Genomic DNA, 21,204 nt, shown 5'->3' with positions numbered 1-21,204 from the left:
GCGGCCTTATTCGATCACGATGAGCGGCTGGTCGAACTCGACCGGCTGGCCATTGTCGACGAATACGGCCTTTACCGTGCCCGATACCGGCGCGGGAATCGCGTTCATGACCTTCATGGCTTCGACGATCAGCACGGTTTCACCCGCAGCAACCTGCGATCCAATGCGGGCGAAGGGCGCGGCGCCGGGTTCGGCCGACAGATAGGCGGTGCCGACGATCGGCGAGCGGACCAGCGTGCCGGCGGGCATGGCGGGTTCAGCGGCTGCCACGGGCGCGGCAACCGGTGCCGCTGCGACGGGGGCTGCGGGCGGCGCGGCATAGACGGGGGCCATGGCCCCGGCCTTGCGCGCGACGCGGATCTTGCGATCGCCGTCTTCGACCTCGATTTCGGTCAGGTTGGTGTCGTCCAGCAGCGCGGCCAGTTCGCGCACCAGGGTAACGTCCACCTGCATCGCGCCCTTGTCTTGCTTGTCGTTCATGGTTGACCCTTGTTTGCCATTCTAACGTATCTGTTGCGGCCAGCGCCTATGCCGGTTTGCGGCAAAGCGCAACTTTGTAACGTCCGGCCGATCGAGCGCAACGCCGTATCCGCCGATGCTATAGTTCCAGCGCCGCTTCGAGCGCGAGCATATAGGAGAGCGGCCCGAAGCCCGCGATCGTCCCCTTCGCCGCCATGCTGACATAGCTTTTATGGCGAAAAGGCTCGCGGGCATGGGGGTTGGACAGGTGAATTTCGATCACCGGCACGCTGATCGCCTTGATCGCATCATGCAGGGCGACGGAGGTGTGGGTCAGGCCGCCCGGATTGATGATAACCGCATGCGCGCCTTCGCCATGGGCTTCCTGCAGCCAGTCGATCAAATGGCCTTCATGGTTCGATTGGCGAAAATCGATGACGACATGCGCGCGGGTCGCCGCATCCTCCATACGCTCGGCAATGTCGTCGAGCGTGTCATAGCCATAGATTTCCGGCTCGCGCGTGCCCAGCAGATTGAGATTGGGGCCGTTGAGAACATAGATTTTGCGACTATCCGCCATGGCGATCCCCCTTGCATGTTGCGGCTGGGGCGATGCCGCCCCTATATGCGGCACAATCCTTAGCCTTTCGTGCCGCGCCAAGTCGAGGCACGTTTCCTTTTTGCAAGAACGGGACCGCATATCGTGAGCGTCGACGGCACCATATCCATCCATATCAATGGCGAGCATCGTCGCGTGCGCGAAGGGCTGACGCTGGCGGCGCTGGCAAGCGAACTGGGCTTCGTGCCGGAAAAGGTGGCGGTGGAGCGCAATCTGGCGGTCGTGCCGCGCTCGACATTGCAGGACGTGATGGTCGAGGATGGCGATGAGCTGGAAATCGTGCATTTCGTCGGCGGTGGCGACATCGCTCCAGCGGGCGACGATAGTTGGAGCGTCGCGGGCAAGACCTTCCGATCGCGGCTGATCGTCGGCACCGGCAAATATAAGAGTTTCGAGCAGAATGCGGCGGCGGTCGCGGCGTCGGGGGCAGAAATCGTCACGGTCGCCGTGCGCCGCGTCAATGTGTCTGATCCCAAGGCGCCGATGCTGACCGACTATATCGACCCCAAGGTCATCACCTATCTGCCCAATACGGCGGGCTGTTTCACGGGCGAGGACGCCATCCGCACGCTGCGCCTGGCGCGGGAGGCGGGCGGTTGGGAGCTGGTGAAGCTCGAAGTGCTGGGTGAAGCGCGGACGCTTTATCCCGACATGGTCGAGACGCTGCGCGCGACCGAGATATTGGCCAAGGAAGGCTTCAAGCCAATGGTCTATTGCGTCGATGATCCGATCGCGGCCAAGCGGCTGGAGGATGTCGGCGCGGTCGCGATCATGCCGTTGGGCGCGCCGATCGGGTCGGGGCTGGGTATCCAGAACCGAGTGACGATCCGGCTGATCGTGGAGGGCACCAAGCTGCCGGTATTGGTCGATGCAGGGGTCGGCACCGCGTCGGAAGCGGCGCAGGCGATGGAACTGGGCTGTACCGGGGTGCTGATGAACACGGCAATCGCCGAGGCGAAAGACCCGGTGCTGATGGCTGCGGCGATGAAGGCCGGTGTCGAGGCGGGCCGTATGGCCTATCGCGCCGGGCGCATGGGCAAGCGTATGTATGCCGACCCGTCCAGCCCTCTGGCAGGATTGATCTGACGCGCTTTCGCGACCGCAGTAAATTGACCGGCGGCCCGCTTGTCCCCTATGGGCAGGATCAAGTTGAGGAGGAGAATAAGCGATGGTGAACAAGCTCTACCCTGATGCGGCATCGGCTCTGGAAGGCCTCCTCTTCGACGGGATGCAGCTATGTGCGGGCGGATTTGGCCTGTGCGGCATTCCCGAACGACTGATCGATGCGATCCGCGATTCGGGCGTCAAGGATTTGACCATCGCGTCCAACAATGCCGGGATCGACGGCGAGGGGCTGGGCAAGCTGTTGCGCACCCGGCAGGTCAAGAAGATGATCTCCTCCTATGTCGGCGAAAACAAAGAGTTTGAGCGGCAATATCTGGCGGGCGAGCTGGAGGTCGAGTTCTGCCCCCAGGGGACGCTGGCCGAACGTTGCCGCGCAGGGGGCGCTGGCATTCCGGGCTTCTACACCAAGACGGGCGTCGGGACGGCCGTGGCCGAGGGCAAGGAAGTCAAGAATTTCGACGGGCAGGATTATATCCTGGAGCGCGGCATCTTCGCCGACGTGGCGATCATCAAGGGCTGGAAAGCCGATGAGAGCGGCAACCTGATTTTCCGCAAGACCGCGCGTAACTTCAACCAGCCGATGGCGACTGCCGCGAAGATCTGCGTTGCCGAAGTCGAGGAAGTGGTGCCGGTCGGCAGCCTGGACCCCGATACGATTCATCTGCCCGGCATTTATGTGAAGCGCATGATCGTCGGCGCGCCCTATGACAAGAAGATCGAATTTCGCACCGTAAGGCAGCGGGAAGCGGCGTGAGGGCAGTGGCGCTGCGCGCGGTAGCTGTGGCATCGTTGCTGACGATGGTTGCCGCCTGTGCGCCCATGCCGCAACCGATTGCCCCGCCGCCCGCCAATCCGCCCGCCGGGATGCAATATCTCTACGGGTCGGGCGAGGCGGCTGCGCTGTCGGTGCAGGCATTCGCCGTGCTGGCGTCCCATGCCACCGCGACGGCCAAAGCGCGACCGGCGCAGTCCGTCGTGCTGGCATCGAGCGCGTCGCTCGACCAGCCGCGCTTCGTGCCGTGCGGGGACAAGCCTTTGGCCGCCGTGTTCGATGTCGATGAAACCGTGCTGCTTAACGTCGGCTACGAATATCATGATGCGCGGTCGGGCAAAGGCTATGACGAAGCGGCGTGGGATGCGTGGGAGCGCACCGGCGCTGGCGCAGTCAGCCCCGTGCCGGGCGCTGTGGATGCGCTGGCGCAATTGCGGGCGGCAGGCGTGACCGTGATTTTCAACACCAACAGATCGTCTGTCAATGCCGCCTCCACAGAGCGGGCGATCCGCGGGGCGGGGCTCGGGGACGCGGTGCATGGCCAGACGCTGTTTCTCAAAGGCGATGACGCCATGGGATCGGGCAAGGATGGCCGCCGCGCGACGATTGCTGGGCGCTATTGCGTTATTGCCATGGGTGGCGATCAGCTCGGTGATTTTTCCGACCTGTTCAATGCCGGGCAGCCCGTAGCCGTGCGTCGTGCGGCGACAGAGGCTCCTTCGATCGCAACCTTATGGGGGAAGGGCTGGTTCGTTTTGCCCAACCCGGTATATGGCAGCGGCCTCAAAGGCGGCTTTGACGATATTTTTCCAATGGATAAGAGGTGGGACTTGCCTGCCGATGGGGAGAAGTGAAGATGCCCTGGACTCGTGACGAAATGGCCGCACGCGCGGCAAAGGAACTCAAGGACGGCTTCTACGTCAATCTTGGCATCGGCATTCCGACGCTGGTCGCCAACCATATCCCTGATGGCGTGGAAGTGACGCTCCAGTCCGAAAATGGCATGTTGGGCATTGGCCCGTTCCCGTTCGAGGGCGAAGAGGATGCCGACCTGATCAACGCGGGCAAGCAGACCATCAGCGAATTGCCGCAAACCGCTTATTTCTCCTCCGCTGACAGTTTCGCGATGATCCGCGGCGGGCATATCGACCTGACCGTGCTGGGCGCGATGGAAGTCGCGGAAAATGGCGACATTGCCAACTGGATGATCCCCGGCAAGATGATCAAGGGCATGGGCGGTGCCATGGACCTGGTCGCTGGCGTCAAGAAGATCATCGTGGTGATGGAGCATACGTCCAAGAATGGCGATCCCAAATTCATTCCCGAATGCACCCTGCCGCTGACCGGCCGCAATGTCGTCGACATGATCATCACTGACCTGTGCGTGTTCCAGCGACCCGACCATGACAGCCCGTTCAAGCTGGTCGAGCTGGCCCCCGGCGTCACGGTCGAGGATATCACCGCCAAGACCACCGCGCATTTCGTGCAATAAGGGACGGCCGATGAGCCTCGATGGCACCTATGATGCGGGCAATCCATTCGCCCTGATCATCGCGGGGAAAATACCCGCGACCAAGCTGTATGAGGATGACGACACGCTCGCCTTTCTGGACATACAGCCGCAGTCGAAGGGGCATGCGCTGGTCATTTCCAAATGGTCGAAGGCACGCAACATCCTGGAGATTGAGCCTGAGGCGCTGGCGCAGGTGATGGCGACGGTGCAGAAAGTCGCGCGCGCCATCCGCTCCGCGCTGAAGCCCGACGGCCTGCATATCGCGCAGTTCAATGGCGCACCGGCCGGACAGACGGTGTTTCACCTGCACGTCCATATCGTGCCCCGCTGGGACGGGCAGGCCGTCGGCTTCGCCGCGCATGGGCAGGGTCAGATGGCCGATGCGGACGCACTCAGCGCGCTTGCCGACGAGATTCGCGCGCAGCTTTGATGGCCTGGCTCCCGATCATCGGCGCGCGCTGACATGGTGCTGCGTCCTTTCAATGCTCCCGGTGCGCGGCTCGCGCTGCGGTCTAAGCGTGCCAGCCCAAATCTGACCGGCGGCGCGGGCGATAGCGAGATCATCCTCGATCTGTCGCGGCTGCTCTCGCGCTCCTTTCATGCAGCACCCACCGGCATCGACCGCGTCGAATATGTCTATGCGCGCGAATTGCTGGAGCGCATGCCCGATCGCCTGTCCTTTGCAGCGGTTCATCCGGCGGGTGGCTATTATGGGCGGCTGAACAGCGCCGCAGTCCGGCAATTCTTGGCATCGACCGCCGCCAAATGGCGCAACCCTGGATTATATGATGCGGCAGAGGGCAAGGCGGCGGCGATCCGCCATATGTTCGCCACCCGGCCGCGCCCAGTGCCGCGTGCTACCCGACCGCGCATCTATCTGCAGGTGTCCCCGCATCATCTCGATGATCCGAAGCAGGTCGGCGCGATCCTGCGCGCGGAAGGCGCGAAGTTCGTGACCTTGGTGCATGACGTGATCCCGCTCAGCCATCCAGAGTTCGCCCGACCGCAGGGGGCGGAGGAGCATTTGCGGCGCGTGCGGTCCATCGATGCCTTCGCCCATGGCATCATCGGCAATAGCCAGGCGACGATCGACGCGCTGGCCCCGCATATGCGGCGGGGGCTGGAAGGAAGAGCGATCCGCGTCGCGCATTTCGGGGCAGACGCGCCCGACATATTCGGCGCCCCGCGCGAGGACGTCCCCGATCGCCCCTATTTCGTTTATATCTCCACCATCGAGCCGCGCAAAAACCATCTGCTGCTGCTCAATATCTGGCGGCGCTTGATCGAGACGATGGGCGATGACGCACCCATGCTGGTGCTAATCGGTCGGCGCGGCTGGGAAAACGAAAATGTCATCGACATGCTGGAGCGCGGCGAAGTGTTGCGTGGCCATGTGATCGAAGCGGGCGAGGTGTCCGACAACCGGATGCAGGCCTTGCTCGCCCATGCCCGCGCGATGCTGATGCCGTCCTTCATCGAGGGGTTCGGGATGCCGGTCGTCGAAGCGCTGGCGGCGGGCGTGCCGGTCATTTGCAGCGACATTATCGCCCATCGCGAAGTGGGCGGTGATGCGCCCGATTATCTCGATCCACTCGATGGATTAGGCTGGATGCGGATAATCTGTGCCTATGTCGCTGAGGATTCGCCGGAACGCGCGGCGCAGCGCGCGCGTATTGCACAGTGGCGTGCCCCGACCTGGCGCGACTATTTCGACATTATCACGGGTCTTCTGGAAGAAGTGACAGAGTCTGTTTCTTGACCTGCGACTGGCCGCCGCGCATGGATGAACAGTGACGCTATCGCCTTCGGATATGACAGCAGGGGCTGCGCGCCGGCCCCTAACTTTGCCGCCCTTTCTGCGGTCGCCCCCGTTTCCCGGCATTGCGCCATCGGTCGCTGCGATCAGCGAGGCTGCCATCGAGTGTGATTGCGAGGTGGCTGACGACTTGCTCGACCTGATCCGAGATGCGCGCGTCGGTGGGGCATTCTGGGCCGGTGTCGACGACCCCTGGACACAGGTCGCGCAAGTGCAGAGCATTGAGGCGAGCGCCGACGATGAAGTGGCGCTGATTGCTGGACTGCTGGATGTGCCAGTGATTGGCCCGGATGGCGTGCGGATCGATCCTGCCATGCTCCGCGCGACGCTGAAACGGCGCATTGCCGCGGCCCGCTACCGTGACTGTTTCAGTGGCGCGCCTGTCGATGCGGCGCAGGCGGTAGAGCAGTTGGCGGACTGGCGGCGGCATCTGGACGGCAATCGAGGGATCGCAGTCGCCTGTGGCATGGCCTTCTGGAAGCGGGAGGCAATGCGCCATTTTCTTTGGGATGGACAGCGTTCACCGCCGTTCCTGTCTGCAGCGCAGGGGTTGCGTCGTGCCCGTTATGGGCGCGGTGCGCTGGCCATCTGGCCTTCGCGGGTGCCATCGACGCTGGTGGCGGACGCGCAGGCGCAGGGCGTGCAACTCGTGCGGGTGGAGGATGGCTTCCTGCGCTCACGCGGGCTGGGTGCGGCGCTGCATCCGCCGGGATCGATCGTCGTGGACCGCAGCGGCATCTATTATAATGCGCTGGCCGCCAATGACTTGGAAACGTTGTTGGCGACGCAGGATTTCTCTCCCGCTCTTGTCGAGCGTGCCGCCCGCCTGCGCGCGCGTATATGCGCCAGCGGGGTCACCAAATATGGGCAGGATACGGGGCGGTTGCCTGATTTACCCACCGGACGCCGCACGGTACTGGCAATCGGGCAGGTCGATGATGACTTGTCGGTACAACTTGGCGGGGCAGGGGTCGTCGGTAATCTCGATTTTCTTGGCCGGGTGCGACGCGCCGAGCCCGATGCCTGGATCATCTATCGCCCCCACCCCGATGTGGAGGCGGGGCATCGCAAAGGACATCTGGCCGATGCGGCCGTGCTGACATATGCGGATGCGATTGACCGTGGCTCGCCGCTCATGGCTCTGGTGCAAGCGGTCGATGAGCTCCATGTCTTGTCTTCGCTGACCGGGTTCGAAGCTCTGATGCGGGGATGTCGCGTGACGGTTCATGGTATGCCTTTCTACGCAGGTTGGGGTCTGACGCGCGACCTTGCAGCCCCAGTTGCCCGGCGTGGGCGGCAATTGTTGCTGGACGAACTTGTCGCCGCCGCCCTCATTCTCTATCCACGGTATCTGGACCCGGTAACCCGGTTGCCCTGCGGCCCTGAAGTAATGACGGATCGCCTGGCAAATGGCGTTGTGCCACCGACGACATGGCTGATCCGGTTGCGGTCCATGCAGGGAAAGTTACGACGGTTTATGACTTTGACGGCTGAGTATCTTCATGGCTGACGTGCCAACCAAGACCTTTCTCTTTCTGCAAGGGCCTCACGGCCCCTATTTCGCAATGCTGGCGGATGCCCTTCGGGCGCGAGGGCATTATGCCCTGCGGATCAATATCAATGGTGGTGACAAGATCGACTGGCCTGGGGACGCCACGGACTATCGCGGCACGTTCCGCAACTGGCCGTTATTCTTCGATGATTTCGTCGTCAATCATGGCGTCACCGACCTGATCCTCTATGGGGATTGCCGCCCCTACCATGCGTCCGCGCATGGCATGGCGCGGCTGCGGGGCTTGCGTGTCCATGTCATGGAGGAGGGCTATATCCGCCCTGACTTCCTGACTTTGCAGGATGATGGGGTGAACGGCAACTCCACCCTGCCGCTCGATCCGCAATGGTATCTTGATCAGGCCGAACAACTGTCACCATATGATGGCGACTTGCCACCGGTGCCGTCGACTTTTCGAGCGCGCGCGCGCAACACCATGCGGAACGGCATGGCATCGGCCTGGATGCGGCCCTATTTTCCCTATTATCAGACCCATCGTCCGCACAGTTTCCTGCTCGAATCCGTTGCCTGGTGCTACAAGCTACTGACGCGGCAGAGCGAAATTCAGCGTTCGGCGGCCGTTTGGGAAGCGGTCAAAGACAAGCCCTATTTCACGCTGCCGCTCCAGCTCAATTCCGACTATCAGATCCGGGTTCATTCGCCCTTTGGCAACATGCGCGCCGCGTTGCGCTTCGTGATCAAGAGCTTCGCACAGCATGCGCCAGAAGGCGTTTTTCTTTTGGTGAAACGGCATCCGCTGGATCCGGGATTGGTTGCCTGGCGGCGACTGACGCATCGGATTGCAAAACATTATGGGATAGCGGATCGGGTATTTTATCTACCCGACTGGGACATTGCCGAGGTGGTTAGCAAGTCGCTAGGCGTCGTTACTGTCAATAGTACGGTTGGGACGTTGGCGCTCAACAGCGGAAAGCCTGTCGTGGTGCTGGGCCATGCGGTCTACAAGGTGCCCGGAGTGGTTCATCAAAGCAGCCTGGATGATTTCTGGGCGGCACCGCGTCAGCCCGACTTGAAACTTTACTCCGCCTTCCGCCGTGTTCTTGTCGATCGCTGCCTGATCCGGGGCGGCTTGCTGAGCGAGGAGGGACTGCAACTATTGGTAGCCAATGCTGTCGATCGGTTGGAGAAAGACCCATCGGAAGTCCTGGCGCTCCCGCGGCAACCGCGTCGGCGTCAGCGCGGGATGAAGATCGTGCGCGGCGATGCCGCGTGAGGCATCATCGCGCGGCTTCTAGAATGTAATTGTCAGTCGGAAGAGAGATTTGGATGCCCGACGAGGATTCGAACCTCGATTAACGGAGTCAGAGTCCGTTGTCTTACCTTTAGACGATCGGGCATCAGAAGCGGCGCTAAGCCCCGCTTGGGAGGCCGCAGATAGGCGGTGATTTTCCTCCGGTCAAGAGCTTCTCGCTGGTCTCAGGCGACTTTTTCAGGAGCAACGGTAGCGGTCGAAATTGCCCCGACCATTAACGGTTCAGCGGTAGCCACCGACGACGTTTCGGCTGGCGATCAAGCAATTCTCCGCCAACGACATGGATTGTCGCGCGCCGTTCGGCAAATTCAGGGGAGTTAAAAATGGAGCGGAGCATGTCGGTTTTTGTCGTGCCGCTGCTCAACAGGGCCAAGTGATGGGTGAGCCCAGCTGGATCTGCGCGACGACCGAGTGCCTTCCTATAAAAGGCCTCGACAAAGGCCTTGCCATCAAGGGCCAAGAGCGCTGCGACGTCGATTGTTGCTGCCGGTGCTAGGTTTACACCTGAAGGGGTAACCGGTGGCTGCTTGGCAGGGCGCTGCGGTGCCTTGTCGCTTGGCCTGCGCCAGGCCTGCGGTTGCTGCGCTACTGGCGCGTGCGCAGTAACGGGCGGCGCTACGACTTGCCTTTCGCTATTTTCGTCGGCGAGAAACTGGCGAAGCATATCCCCGTCCTCGATCCGGTCCATCAACCGATCATACAGGTCAGCGCGTGACGTCAGTCCAGTGACAAATGTAAACAGGCCCTTTGACCATTGATCCCAGTTATTTCCGCCCTGTTCCACGACAGCGGAATGGCCAAATGCGATGGCAGCGCGGACACGGTCGGGCAGATCCCGGTCGTCCACATAAAGGAATACACCCTCCACCGAGGCAAAAGTCGCGAGAATTTCACGAGTTGCCGGAATGTCGCGCGCGACGATCGGCTTGCCCAAGGCGAGGGCATGCATCAGAGATAGACCGAACCCCTCATAATAGGAGGGTAGCACGACCAGGCTGCTACGCACGAAAATATCGTTCATCTCGTCTTCGGGAACGACCCCGGCGTGTAACTCGGTAAGGTTGTCCGGCACATCATCGGTATCGCTACCCAGCACTACGACGGAAATAGTGGGAATGGCGTGCGCAATGGTCCGGCCGGTAACATCCACGGCCTTGTGAACGAAGTGGTTGCCCATCACCAGGACATGCTCACGCGCCATTTTGAGCCCTGCATAGCGGCTGGCATAGGCAGAAGGTTGGGTTGGCAACAGCGCCGTATAGCGCGCTGCCCGGTCCTTGCGGACAAAGCGGTGACGGAACGTATCTTCTGAAAACTGGCTGATGAAGAAGAGGCCGCTCGCATTACGGGCGACATGGGACCACAGTGGCTGAACGTCATTTTCGCCGCGCAAATGGCTGCAGTCGAGAGCGATCATGTCCAGCATGCCATAGACATTCACCGGAGCCAGATGTTCCATCACATTGATATCATCGATGGAGAAGGGCTGACCAAAGAAGATGGCCGCGGCATAGACCGGGGCTATCTCGCTGCGAACGCTGATATTCTGCAACTTGTCGAAGCCATGGAATTGAGCGACGGACTTTTTGCAGATGGCGTAGATTTCGAACGCATCCTGAGCTTCCCGATCGGCCCAATGCAAAAAATTCGTGATAAGTTCATTGGTGCCATTATGGTGGCAGCCCATATTCAGGAGATGAAGTGCGATCTTGAGCTTGCCATCGGCGGTGGGTACCAAATTCTTGATCTGGGTCATCGCGCGATATTCGGGTGACCGCTCAAATTCCTGAACCAGCGGCAGAAATTCGGGATGGCGGGCCATTATCTTGGCTAGATTGCCTTGCTGATGGCCTTTAAGGTCGAGATCTTGCAAGGAAAAGGAGGCTGACCCGGCATGATAGGCATAGGCGTGGTTGGCCAGCACGGCGCGATAGCCGACCTTCCCGGCGCGCATGACAAGGTCGTTTTCTTCCTCGTAACCGACTCCGAATTCTTCGTCGAGATAGCCGAAATTGGCCACGACCTGTGGTGAGATCAGCATGTAGAATCCCACGGCGGTGGGCGCGAAGGTATATCGCGGCAGGTAGTGATAGACCGATTCCCAACCGATCCGGCAAACCTCCGGCGTTGTCGCGATGCCTGACAGATTGTTGGGTGTCTGCGGGAATGTCGCGATGGCGGCGTTGTTGGACCGTGGACAGACAAAACCGATCTGCGGATCCGACAACATGACCGCAACGCATTCGGCCAAGGTATTTTTGTAGGTGATCGTGTCGCTGTTGATCAGCAACGCGCCGGCACCATTTTTGCGGCTGATCGCCAGCCCCTTGTTGACGCTCTGGACGAAACCGATGTTGGCCTGATTCCGGATATACAGGTCGATCAGGCCCGCTGCGTGACGGTCCGCCAGATAGGTATTGACCGCTTCATCATCAGGCGAATCGTTGATGACGATAATCTTGGGAGAATAGGCGCTAATTTCCTCTAGATTCGCACTGAGCGATTCCAAGCAGGCCTTCACCAGTTCGACGTTACGATAAACGGGGATGATGAGATTGAGTTTCATCAATAGTCCTTGGTCACTGACTGGCTCTGCCTGGTTCAGGCGTATTCGAAGGAAATTCCGGTTTAATCAGGCACCGAGCGCGGCGCGGTTCATCAATGGACGCCACCAGTCCTGGTTATCCAGGAACCAGTTGAGCGTATCGGCAAAACCCTGCGGGAAATCACGCGATGGAGCGTAGCCCAATTCGCTGCGAATTTTGGTTTCGTCGATGGCATAGCGACGGTCATGGCCCTTGCGGTCCTGCACATAGGTCATCAGGTCGATCGACGGGCGACCCTGCGCGGCGGGTGCATCGGGGAAGATGGTGGCAAGGCCTGGATTGCGCTCGAAAGCGGCATCCACACCGCGGCAGATTTCGCGAATCACTTCGATATTAGGCAATTCCTGCCCACCGCCGACATTATAGGTTTCGCCGATCCGGCCCTTGCGCAGAATGAGTTCGATGCCGATGCAATGATCTTCGACATGCAGCCAGTCGCGGATATTCATGCCATCGCCATAGATAGGCAGATTCTTACCCGACAGGGCGTTGATGGTGAATAGCGGGATTAGCTTTTCGGGAAACTGGTAGGGACCATAATTGTTCGAACAATTGCTGGTCGTCGTTTCCAGCCCATAGGTGTGATGATAGGCCCGAACCAGATGGTCCGATCCCGCCTTTGACGCCGAATAGGGCGAGTTGGGGGCATAGGGAGTGGTTTCGCTGAAGGCCGGATCGTCCAGTTCCAACGTGCCATAGACTTCGTCGGTCGAAACATGGTGGAAGCGGTGGGGGCGACCCGTCCCCTTGTCGAGCCAAGCGGCCTTGGCTGCCTTGAGCAGGCTATGCGTGCCGATGACATTGGTCGTCACAAACGCGTCAGGGCCAGTGATCGAGCGGTCGACATGGCTTTCCGCCGCGAAATGAACGATCGTGTCGATATCATGATCGGCCATCAGTCGGGAAACGAGGTCGGTATCGCAAATGTCGCCGACGACCAATTCGACGTCGGGCACATCGGTAATGTTGGCAGGATTGCCTGCATAGGTCAGCGCATCGAGGACGACGATCCCGTCATCGGGAGACGCTTTGCGCCAGTGACGGACGAAATTCGCGCCGATGAAACCGGCTCCTCCAGTGATGATCAGATTGGCCATATGCCCGTATTTCGCTCCCTCAAGATCCCCGCGCCGAAGAACCGCGCCGGATTAAACTATTCGTATAGCTCAGGACTGGTGAGTCCCCATGCCCCGTCCGAGCAGTAGCCGCAAAATGTCTGGCTCTGCAATCGGGATGCGACCTTTTGTATCGCCTTGCCACGGCGAAGACGGTGGCATCCATTATGGCCGCTTATGAATGTTGATGCGGGTACGGTGGGGCGAGAGGCCGAGCTTTGACCGCCGCCGCCCATATGATCAGCCAGCATCAAGCGAGACCAGGCCAACGCCCAATATGCGGGTGTCGGCACTGACATCGGCTGCGGCAGGGGATTGAGGTGCATCATGCTGTATTTGCAGCAAGATATTGCCGTCGCCGACGCATGATGGCGGTAGCCGCAATGACACCCTCTGGGCGGCTGCACCCAGCTTGTGGCTGCCCAGAAAATAGCCGTTGGCCAGAATATCGACACTATGATGGTCGATCCCTGGCGCTACGAAACATTGGAGGGCCAGGTTCACGGTGGCATACCCACCCCGATATTCCTCCAGAGCAAAACGGAGCGCCTGTACGGAATCACGGCCCCACACGCCCCAAGCCTCACGGGCATACCATCCGCTGGCGAGAAAATCGTCCGGATTGACAGCCTCATTGTCGCGCAGGGTTCCGAAATCCACTGGCAAGTTGCGAGGGATGATAGGAAAGCCCGCATCCGACCAGTGAGTCTTCCCATCTGCGGGCGCACCGTCCGCGCGACGCCGCGCATGGGCTTCGTTGAGCAACAGTTCGACCAGATGCTGCACCCGATCGAGCCTGTTGATGCTATCGGCCATCATATGTTCGAGCATCGCCAGGCGTTTGTCCATCGCGGCGGCCGACAGCGGATTATCCGTCGCGCCGGACGGATCCGGCACGAAAGCCAAGCTGTTGGAGGGGTCATTTTCTGGCGGTTGCATCGTCTTTGCAATGGCGGTCAATCGCCAGACTGTCGACCGTAAAATGGGGAAATGCGGCAGCCCGCGGGCATTTTCACGATCAGATCTGCCAGCTGTTCGGCTTCCTGAAGATCATGTGTGACGTACAGAATGGGTGGGTCTTTGCCCTCACGCAGCCGTGGTTAATATCTCTTCGCGGCATGCCCGATTGGAGGGTGTGATGACCGACAAGTCGTCCGGCGAATGCGAAAAGTCCATGGCGCTGGTGGGTGCGAGATATGGCGGCGCACGTCAATGGTTAGCGCGGTTGATGGCGGGCGGCATGATGGTGTAGCGGCGCAGGTCACATATTCTCTCTCTACGGACATCCGCCCATGAAAGACCTGATCGCCTTCGACCTCGACGGCACCCTTGCTGAAAGCAAACAGCCTTTGGGGGAAGAGATGGGCGAGGCGCTGGCGGACCTGCTGGCGGTGGCGCATGTCGCGGTGATTTCCGGCGGCGATTGGCCCCAGTTTCAAAAGCAGGTGGCCAGCCGCTTGCCCGCCCGCGCGGACCGATCGCGATTATGGCTGATGCCGACCACCGGCACCAAGCTCTACACCCATGGCGATGGCGACTGGTCGCCAGTTTATGCGGAATTGTTCGACGATGCCCAGAAGACCGCGATTCTGGCGGCGTTCGACGCGGCGCTGGTGGCGACCGGATTCGCGCCCGAACAGACATGGGGCGAGCGGATCGAGGATCGCGGCAGCCAGATCACTTTCTCCGCACTGGGTCAGCAGGCACCGATCCACGCCAAGGAGGGATGGGATCCCGATTTCGCCAAGCGCCGGATCATCCAGGCGGATTTGCGGCAGCGCCTGCCGGGCCTGTCGATCAACATGGGTGGTGCGACGTCGATCGACATCACACGTGAAGGTGTGGACAAGGGCTATGGCCTCAAGAAATTGCGCGATGCCAGTGGGATCGCGCTCGACGCGATGCTGTTCATCGGCGACGCCATCTTTCCGGGCGGCAATGATTACCCGGCCAAGGAGATCGGGCTGGACACGGTGCGCGTGCGCGATCCGCAGGAAACGCTGGCGGTGATCGCGGCGATCGTGGCGTGCCAGAAATAGGCGTGCCGACAGCTTAGCCTTTGCCCTTGAGCGCGGCGGCCAGCGACACAGTGGCGCTGCCACGTCTGGCAGGCGCGGCCTGGCTGGCGTCGGGTTTCCAGCCGGACAGATAGACGATCGCCATCTGCTCTGCCGTCCGCCCGTCAGCGTCCGCTGCCTGCGCGAAATGCGCGCCTGCTCTTGCCAGCGTTTCGCGGTTCAATAGCGGTGGCTGCTCTGCCAGTCGGTTGCCCGCGCCCATGCCGCGCAAGTCGCGCATCAGCCGCAGCATGTCGCCGTAGCGCACGACGAGCGTCTCGCCATCGGCGACCGGCATGGCAAAGCCCGCTCTGCTGAGCAAATCGCCGGCCGCGCGGACATCAATCTGGGGATGGATATGCTGGCCTGGCCGGTCGCCCTCGCCCGCCAGCAATGCGGCCTTGAGCCTTGGCAGGCTGCCCGCGCCAGTGAAGGCGGCGAGCATCAATCCGTCGGGTCGCAAGATGCGCCGGATCAGGATCAACGCACCGGGCAGGTCGTTGACGCTGTCCAGCGTGCCGCAGGCGATGATGAGGTCGAAACTGTCATTGGCAAAGGGCAGGGCATCTTCGTCGCCCTGCACGCCGTTTGCCCCGCGCGCGGCGAGGAAGCCGGGATCGATGCAGGCGACGCGCTTGCCCATCGCTTCCAGCGCCGCCTTCGGGCTGTCGTCAGGGCAGCCGATCACCAGCGCTTCGGGTAGGTCGCGCTGCACGTCGGCCAGCCGGTCGAGCAATTCCTCCAGCATGGCGCGATACAGAAAGTCGTGATCGGCAAAGCGGGCGATCATGCGGTCGCGGCCCTGGGCACGGCGCGATCGGTCGAATATGTCAGGGGCGGTCATGGCGGGCCTTGTGCATCGGGCGGCAAGCGGGAACAAGCAGATGATGTCCGTCTTGCCGCTTCTCAAGGGCGCGGTCCGTCCGCTGGTCGATTATGCGCTGCCACCGCGTTGTCCAGGTTGCGGCGCGATCGTGCAGGAGGATTTTGCTTTCTGCCTCGATTGCTGGGGCGGGATGGAATTGCTGGGCGAACCCTGCTGCGCGCGCTGCGGCCTGCCCTTTCCGCATGACATGGGGGAGGAGGCGGAGTGCGCGCGGTGTCTCGCCGATCCGCCGCCCTTCGACAGCGCGCGGGCGGTGCTGGCCTATGGCGATGTCGCGCGCACCGTCGCGCTGCGGCTCAAATATGGGCGGCGGATCGGCTTGGCGCGGCTGATTGCGCGGCAGATGGTGCGGCATGTGCCTGACTGTAGCGATGATCCGCCACTGATCGTTCCAGTGCCGCTGCATCGCTGGCGGCTTTGGGGGCGGGGGTTCAACCAGTCGGCGCTGATCGCCGATCACCTGGGTCGCCTGACAGGCTTGCGGGTGGAAAAACATCTGTTGCTGCGGACCCGTCGGACCCAGCCCTTGCGGGGCATGAATCCGGCGACACGGGCGAAGACGGTGCGCGGTGCTTTTGCGCTGGCGGATGGGCATGGGGTGAAGGGGCGGCGCATACTGCTCATCGACGATGTCCACACCAGCGGCGCGACAGCCGGAGCCTGCGCAAGAGTTTTGCATCGTGGCGGGGCGAGTCATGTGCGTCTATTGTGCTGGGCACGGGCCTTGCCGCGCGACGCTGCGGATTGACAAAGCGGTGTGCGCGCCCAATTTCGGACGCTAAGGAGTATGACAGGCATATGGCGAAGGTCGAAATCTATACCAAGGCATTTTGCGGCTATTGCGCGCGCGCCAAGGCGTTGTTCCGCGACAAGGGCGTGGCGTTCGAGGAATATGACATTAGCATGGGCGGCCCCAAGCGTGAGGAAATGCTGGCGCGCAGCAATGGCGGGGTGACCGTGCCGCAAATCTTCATCGACGGTACGCATATCGGCGGCAGCGACGATATGGCGGCGCTCAACCGACAGGGCAAGCTCGACGCCTTGCTCGGCCTCTGATGCACATGCGCGCCGCGCTGTTCCAGATGACCAGCGGGATCGACCCCGCCGCCAATGCCGCCGCGATCGTGGAGATGATCGCGCGCGCCAAGGGCGAGGGGGCAGACATGCTCTTCACGCCCGAAATGGCGGGCTATCTCGATCGGGACCGGGCACGCGCGGCGGCGACCTTGCGTTGCCAGGCGGAAGATGGCGTATTGGCGGCAGTGTGCGAGGCGGCGGCGCGCGAAGGGCTGTGGGTGCATATCGGTTCACTGCCGCTCAAGGACGAGCGAACGGACGGGCGCTGGGCCAATCGCAGTTTCCTGATCGACGATACAGGCGCGATCCGCGCGACCTATGACAAGATCCATCTGTTCGATGTCGATCTGGCGACGGGCGAGAGCTGGCGCGAATCGTCGGTCTATGGACCGGGGGAACAAGTGGTCGCGGCCAATACGCCCTGGGGCCGGATGGGCTTTTCGATCTGCTATGACATGCGCTTCCCGGACCTGTATCGCGCGCTTACCAATGCAGGGGCCACGATCCTGCTGGCACCGGCTGCCTTTACCGTGCCGACGGGACAGGCGCATTGGCATGTGCTGCTGCGTGCCCGCGCGATCGAAGCGGGCTGCTTCCTGATCGCGACGGCGCAGGTCGGTAATCATGCGGATGGCCGGACGACCTATGGCCATAGCCTGGTGGTCGATCCGTGGGGCGATGTTCTGCTCGACATGGGCGAGACGGCTGGGCTCGCCCTTGTCGATCTCGACCTGTCGCGGATCGAGGCCGTGCGCGGACGCGTGCCCGCCATTGCCAACCGCCGCCCGATCCCGACGCAGGTGACGCTGGCATGATCGTGTTCGACCTCAAATGCGAAGGGCAGGGCCATGTGTTCGAAGCCTGGTTCGGCTCCAGCAACGACTATGCCGACCAGCAGGCGCGCGGTTTGATTGCGTGTCCGCTTTGTGGTGACGCGCGCGTGATGAAAGCAGTGATGGCCCCGGCCGTTGCGGCCAAGGGCAATAGTCGCGCGGTGGTACCGCGCCCAGAAGCCACAACCCCGGTGGTCGCCAATGGCGGCGACGAGGCGAAGATGCGGGCGCTGGTCGATGCACTGGCAAAGGCGCAAAGCAAGGCGCTGGAGGGATCGACCTGGGTCGGGCGCGGCTTTGCCGAACAGGCCCGCGCCATGCATTATGGCGAGCAGGACCGCGCCAGCATCCATGGCGAGGTCGCGCCGCAGGAGGCTAAGGCGCTCATCGCCGAGGGGGTTGAAGTCGCGCCGTTACCTTTCCCGGTTATCCCGCCCGAAGCGAAGAATTGACCGCACCGTTCGCGCATAATAGAGCGACCGAGGCGTGCACCCGTAGCTCAGCAGGATAGAGCATTAGATTCCTAATCTAAGGGCCATGGGTTCGAATCCCGTCGGGTGCACCATCTTTTTTAGCCTCAAGCGCCGGCGCGGGCATCCGCCCGCTTGGCTATCCTCGCATAAGCTCGGGCGGCCGTTCGGCCTTGCGAACCCTAGCGGGTTCGAAATCGCTCTTACCGGGTGCACCATCTACCTACAGCCATTTGAGCTTGCGGAAGCGGGCATAGAGTAGGCTACAGATGATTGTGATCACGCCCAACACGACGAAATAGCCGTAGCGCGTCCGCAGTTCGGGCATATTGTCGAAATTCATGCCATATATGCCCGCGATCGCGGTTGGCACCGCCAGAATCGCGGCCCAGGCGGCAAGTTGCCGAGTGATCGCGCCGGTCCGCTGCTGTTCGAGCAGATTGCTGAATTCGAACACGGACATCAATATCTCGCGCAGATCATCGACCATGGTCTGGACCCGGCGGACATGATCGCGCACGTCGCTGAAATAGGGTCGCGTATCCGCATCGATGCACGGCAGGTCCAGTTTGACGAACTTGTTGGCGACTTCATGCATGGGCGTCAGGATACGCTGGAAGCGCATCACCTGCCTGCGCAGATTGAATATCCGGGTGATGTCTTCCCGCCCCAGGAACTGATCGACGGTCTGTTGCTCCATCGCCAGCACTTCGTCCTCCACGCCCTCGATGACCGGCAGATAGCCATCGACGATGAAATCGAGGACGGCATGCAGCACATAGTCCACGCCTTGCGCCAATCGATCCGGCACGGCTTCCAATTCCTGCCGCAGGGCGCGATGGGCGCGGGCCGATCCATGACGCACGCTGATGATATGGCTGTGGCCGACGAAGATCGCGGTCTCGCCATAGCAAATGCTGCCCTCTTCGACATGGGCCGTGCGTGCCACGACGAACAATTGGTCGCCATAAATGTCGACCTTGGGCAATTGATTGGCCTTGATGGCATCTTCGATCGCCAGCGGGTGCAGGTCATAGCTGCGCCGGAGGGTCTCCATTTCTGCGATCGTCGGTTCAGCCATGCCGATCCAGACGAATTCGGATTTGTCATGCGCGCAGTCGATCCGCTCGTCGATCGTCACCGGCCTGACGCGGCGGCCATTGCGATAGAGATAGGCGGCGATGACGGTCATGAGTGATCCTGCATGTGGAGTCGGACATGCCGATTAGCAGATGGCCTTTCCCGCGTCCTCCAGGCACGCCCATCCGTTCGTCGCTCGCCAGCCTCGCCCGGCGCAATTTTATCGGGAACCATCGTAAGCTGACTTCGCTCTGACACAGTCGAGCGCGAAAGGGATGTATCGATGCGGGCACCCAGGCCGGGATAAACCGGGTCACGCGCACAGTGGAGCTACATCCGTGTCTATCCTGACCATTGATTTCGAGGCATCCTGCCTCCCGCGCCATGGTCGGTCCTTCCCGATCGAGGTCGGTATTGCGGTGGAAGGCTGGTCGTGCAGTTGGTTGATACGGCCGCATCAGGATTGGGAAGACTGGGGCTGGACGCAGGAGGCGCAGGCCTTGCACGGTCTTGATCGATCGACGCTCGTGCAAAAAGGATTGGATGTTGATGCGGTATGGGCATTGCTGAGCGATGCCGCGATCGGTCGGCGCGTGGTGGCCGACAGCCGCATCGATCAACAATGGCTGGACACGCTCGCCACCGCTGCGGGTCGACCCACGCCGTTCCTGATCGAGCATGTTTCTGCGATTGTTGCGGAACGGCATGCCGACGATGCGCAAGTCCGTGAGGCCGTAGCGATCGCCGACCGCCGATGCCCCACACGCCATCGCGCGGGCACCGATGCCTTGTGGCTCGCCACCATGCTGGCGCATCTTCCCACCTCTGCACCACCGCAGATTGGGACGAAAATGCCGGAATTATCGTCGGTTTGACGCTGCTGTGTCGCCTGCGCAATAATTTGTAACGTTCGGCAAATTTCAGAGACATTCAGGCGATCTAAGTCCGGGTGCGTTGTGGGCGCATTGCGGGCGTCTGTCTGTTTCTGGAGGTACGCGCATGATCGGCGATCGAGGCAAGTGTGGATGGCACGATCGTTGGGCATGACTCCGCCGCTCATTCTGGTGACGGAAACGGAAGCCGCGCAGCAGCAAGCGGTCCGCACGCATCTGGAGGAAACCGGCTTTAGAGTTGTGCCAAGCGGTGGTGCTGCCCAGATTTTCAGGCGCTGGCTACCATGCCCGTTGGCGTCATAGTGCTGGACGCCGCGCTTCGCGGCGCGGATGGCATGGACTTGTGCCGAGACGTGCGTGCGCGGAGCGAGGTGCCGGTGATCCTGGTGGGTGCCAATAGTTCGGAGGTCGATCGCGTCGTCGCATTGGAGCTTGGCGCGGACGACTATATCAACAAACCCTATTCCGCGCGTGAACTGGCGGCGCGCCTGCGTGCCGTCCTGCGGCGGGGGCGGGGCGAGCGCGCGATCGGCCTGCCGCGCCAATCCATGGCGTTCTTCGACGGATGGACCGTAGATTTTTCGCGCCGGACGCTGGCTGATCCGGCGGGCGCAACTGTTGGTCTGACGGCGGCCGAGTTCGCCTTGCTCGGCGTATTGCTCGATCATCCGCAAATCGTGCTCACGCGCGCGCGACTGATGGAGTTGGCAGGTGTGCGCGATGCGCCATCGTCCGATCGCAGCATCGACGTGCTGGTCAGCCGTTTGCGTCGAAAGCTGCAATGGGGCAATGAACCTGCCCCAATTGTTACCGTAAGACGCGCAGGCTATATGTTCAGCGCGGCGGTGGAGCGACGCTGACCCACCAAAACGCCCGGAATTGCTGGTTTTTCGCAATGGCGATCACCCCGTAACGATTTTGCCATCCAGACGGCTTTGTTGCGAAATTGCGCCTGGGGGATTCCTCAGGTGAATCGAGTGCTTTAGGGGGCGGCTATGCCCAAGCCAGCCTCACCAAAGTATCGCACGACAAACTGGAGCGCGTATAATGCGGCGCTG

Annotated in this window: 21 protein-coding genes, 2 tRNA genes and 1 pseudogene; 16 read left to right on the top strand and 8 right to left on the bottom strand. The window is 61.5% G+C overall.

The features are described from left to right. Nucleotides 1-6 precede the first annotated feature (6 nt). On the bottom strand, nucleotides 7-480 hold the full coding sequence (gene accB / locus SxD43FB_RS19345) for an acetyl-CoA carboxylase biotin carboxyl carrier protein (protein ID WP_037477274.1): 474 nt from the start codon (nucleotides 478-480) through the stop codon (nucleotides 7-9). A gap of 118 nt (nucleotides 481-598) precedes the next feature. Further along, complete coding sequence (gene aroQ / locus SxD43FB_RS19340) at nucleotides 599-1,039, bottom strand: type II 3-dehydroquinate dehydratase (protein WP_037477276.1); 441 nt, start codon at nucleotides 1,037-1,039, stop codon at nucleotides 599-601. A gap of 123 nt (nucleotides 1,040-1,162) precedes the next feature. Between aroQ and thiS the strand changes: the two genes are divergently transcribed. The 8 genes from thiS to SxD43FB_RS19300 all read left to right on the top strand — a co-directional run bounded on the left by thiS (nucleotide 1,163) and on the right by SxD43FB_RS19300 (nucleotide 9,090). Then, nucleotides 1,163-2,164, top strand: a complete 1,002-nt coding sequence (gene thiS, locus SxD43FB_RS19335; RefSeq protein WP_076605529.1) for a sulfur carrier protein ThiS — start codon at nucleotides 1,163-1,165, stop codon at nucleotides 2,162-2,164. Nucleotides 2,165-2,246: 82 nt separating this feature from the next. Beyond that, nucleotides 2,247-2,957 (top strand): CoA transferase subunit A, encoded by a 711-nt coding sequence (locus SxD43FB_RS19330; protein ID WP_037477278.1) that lies wholly within the window; start codon nucleotides 2,247-2,249, stop codon nucleotides 2,955-2,957. A 44-nt stretch (nucleotides 2,958-3,001) separates the two neighbouring features. Beyond that, entirely contained in the window at nucleotides 3,002-3,829 is an 828-nt protein-coding gene (locus SxD43FB_RS19325; RefSeq protein ID WP_096063594.1) for an HAD family acid phosphatase, read from the top strand. Nucleotides 3,830-3,831: 2 nt separating this feature from the next. Then, entirely contained in the window at nucleotides 3,832-4,467 is a 636-nt protein-coding gene (locus SxD43FB_RS19320) for a CoA transferase subunit B (RefSeq protein WP_096063582.1), read from the top strand. Between the two features lie 10 nt (nucleotides 4,468-4,477). Beyond that, nucleotides 4,478-4,918 (top strand): HIT family protein, encoded by a 441-nt coding sequence (locus tag SxD43FB_RS19315; RefSeq protein WP_096063581.1) that lies wholly within the window; start codon nucleotides 4,478-4,480, stop codon nucleotides 4,916-4,918. Nucleotides 4,919-4,951: 33 nt separating this feature from the next. After that, nucleotides 4,952-6,247 carry a glycosyltransferase family 1 protein gene (locus SxD43FB_RS19310; protein ID WP_037477285.1) on the top strand — a complete coding sequence of 432 codons (1,296 nt, stop codon included), beginning with the start codon at nucleotides 4,952-4,954 and terminating at the stop codon, nucleotides 6,245-6,247. A 52-nt stretch (nucleotides 6,248-6,299) separates the two neighbouring features. Next, a complete protein-coding gene (locus SxD43FB_RS19305; protein WP_096063580.1) occupies nucleotides 6,300-7,814 on the top strand; it encodes a beta-3-deoxy-D-manno-oct-2-ulosonic acid transferase in 1,515 nt (504 codons plus the stop codon). Continuing rightward, on the top strand, nucleotides 7,807-9,090 hold the full coding sequence (locus tag SxD43FB_RS19300) for a capsular biosynthesis protein (protein WP_096063579.1): 1,284 nt from the start codon (nucleotides 7,807-7,809) through the stop codon (nucleotides 9,088-9,090). The genes SxD43FB_RS19305 and SxD43FB_RS19300 overlap by 8 nt, the downstream gene beginning before the upstream one ends. Before the next feature lie 50 nt (nucleotides 9,091-9,140). Here SxD43FB_RS19300 and SxD43FB_RS19295 read toward each other — a convergent pair. The 4 genes from SxD43FB_RS19295 to SxD43FB_RS19280 all read right to left on the bottom strand — a co-directional run bounded on the left by SxD43FB_RS19295 (nucleotide 9,141) and on the right by SxD43FB_RS19280 (nucleotide 13,789). Continuing rightward, nucleotides 9,141-9,214, bottom strand: a tRNA-Gln gene (locus SxD43FB_RS19295). Nucleotides 9,215-9,343: 129 nt separating this feature from the next. After that, the gene (locus SxD43FB_RS19290) at nucleotides 9,344-11,695 is read right to left on the bottom strand and encodes a glycosyltransferase (RefSeq protein WP_096063578.1); all 2,352 of its coding nucleotides are present in this window, start codon (nucleotides 11,693-11,695) and stop codon (nucleotides 9,344-9,346) included. 66 nt (nucleotides 11,696-11,761) lie between these two features. Beyond that, nucleotides 11,762-12,832: a dTDP-glucose 4,6-dehydratase gene (gene rfbB, locus SxD43FB_RS19285; protein ID WP_096063577.1), complete on the bottom strand. Its 1,071-nt coding sequence runs from the start codon at nucleotides 12,830-12,832 to the stop codon at nucleotides 11,762-11,764. A gap of 258 nt (nucleotides 12,833-13,090) precedes the next feature. After that, nucleotides 13,091-13,789 carry a hypothetical protein gene (locus SxD43FB_RS19280; RefSeq protein WP_176482850.1) on the bottom strand — a complete coding sequence of 233 codons (699 nt, stop codon included), beginning with the start codon at nucleotides 13,787-13,789 and terminating at the stop codon, nucleotides 13,091-13,093. A 353-nt stretch (nucleotides 13,790-14,142) separates the two neighbouring features. Here SxD43FB_RS19280 and SxD43FB_RS19275 point away from each other — a divergent pair, with 353 nt between their 5' ends. Further along, nucleotides 14,143-14,889, top strand: coding sequence for an HAD-IIB family hydrolase (locus SxD43FB_RS19275; RefSeq protein WP_096063575.1), 747 nt, complete (start codon nucleotides 14,143-14,145; stop codon nucleotides 14,887-14,889). A 13-nt stretch (nucleotides 14,890-14,902) separates the two neighbouring features. Here SxD43FB_RS19275 and SxD43FB_RS19270 read toward each other — a convergent pair whose 3' ends face one another. Continuing rightward, nucleotides 14,903-15,751 (bottom strand): class I SAM-dependent methyltransferase, encoded by an 849-nt coding sequence (locus SxD43FB_RS19270; protein ID WP_096063574.1) that lies wholly within the window; start codon nucleotides 15,749-15,751, stop codon nucleotides 14,903-14,905. 40 nt (nucleotides 15,752-15,791) lie between these two features. Here SxD43FB_RS19270 and SxD43FB_RS19265 point away from each other — a divergent pair, with 40 nt between their 5' ends. From SxD43FB_RS19265 to SxD43FB_RS19245, 5 genes are all read left to right on the top strand, one after another. Beyond that, on the top strand, nucleotides 15,792-16,541 hold the full coding sequence (locus SxD43FB_RS19265; protein WP_096063593.1) for a ComF family protein: 750 nt from the start codon (nucleotides 15,792-15,794) through the stop codon (nucleotides 16,539-16,541). A 50-nt stretch (nucleotides 16,542-16,591) separates the two neighbouring features. Beyond that, nucleotides 16,592-16,849 (top strand): glutaredoxin 3, encoded by a 258-nt coding sequence (gene grxC / locus SxD43FB_RS19260; protein WP_037472139.1) that lies wholly within the window; start codon nucleotides 16,592-16,594, stop codon nucleotides 16,847-16,849. Between the two features lie 5 nt (nucleotides 16,850-16,854). Continuing rightward, entirely contained in the window at nucleotides 16,855-17,685 is an 831-nt protein-coding gene (locus tag SxD43FB_RS19255; RefSeq protein ID WP_096063592.1) for a carbon-nitrogen hydrolase family protein, read from the top strand. Next, nucleotides 17,682-18,155, top strand: coding sequence for a DUF1178 family protein (locus tag SxD43FB_RS19250; protein WP_096063573.1), 474 nt, complete (start codon nucleotides 17,682-17,684; stop codon nucleotides 18,153-18,155). Before SxD43FB_RS19255 ends, SxD43FB_RS19250 begins: the two co-directional genes overlap by 4 nt. Nucleotides 18,156-18,191: 36 nt before the next feature. Beyond that, nucleotides 18,192-18,268, top strand: a tRNA-Arg gene (locus SxD43FB_RS19245). 128 nt (nucleotides 18,269-18,396) lie between these two features. On the opposite strand, the gene SxD43FB_RS19240 is transcribed toward SxD43FB_RS19245, so the two are convergent. Next, nucleotides 18,397-19,365, bottom strand: a complete 969-nt coding sequence (locus SxD43FB_RS19240) for a magnesium and cobalt transport protein CorA (protein WP_096063572.1) — start codon at nucleotides 19,363-19,365, stop codon at nucleotides 18,397-18,399. 226 nt (nucleotides 19,366-19,591) lie between these two features. On the opposite strand from SxD43FB_RS19240, the gene SxD43FB_RS19235 reads away from it, so the two are divergent. Then, on the top strand, nucleotides 19,592-20,128 hold the full coding sequence (locus SxD43FB_RS19235) for a hypothetical protein (RefSeq protein ID WP_255245815.1): 537 nt from the start codon (nucleotides 19,592-19,594) through the stop codon (nucleotides 20,126-20,128). 168 nt (nucleotides 20,129-20,296) lie between these two features. After that, nucleotides 20,297-21,006, top strand: a pseudogene (locus tag SxD43FB_RS19230) (response regulator transcription factor). Nucleotides 21,007-21,204 lie beyond the last annotated feature (198 nt).

The organism is Sphingobium sp. D43FB (assembly GCF_002312805.1).
Lineage (GTDB): Bacteria > Pseudomonadota > Alphaproteobacteria > Sphingomonadales > Sphingomonadaceae > Sphingobium.
This window is presented reverse-complemented; position numbering and strand designations above follow the sequence as displayed.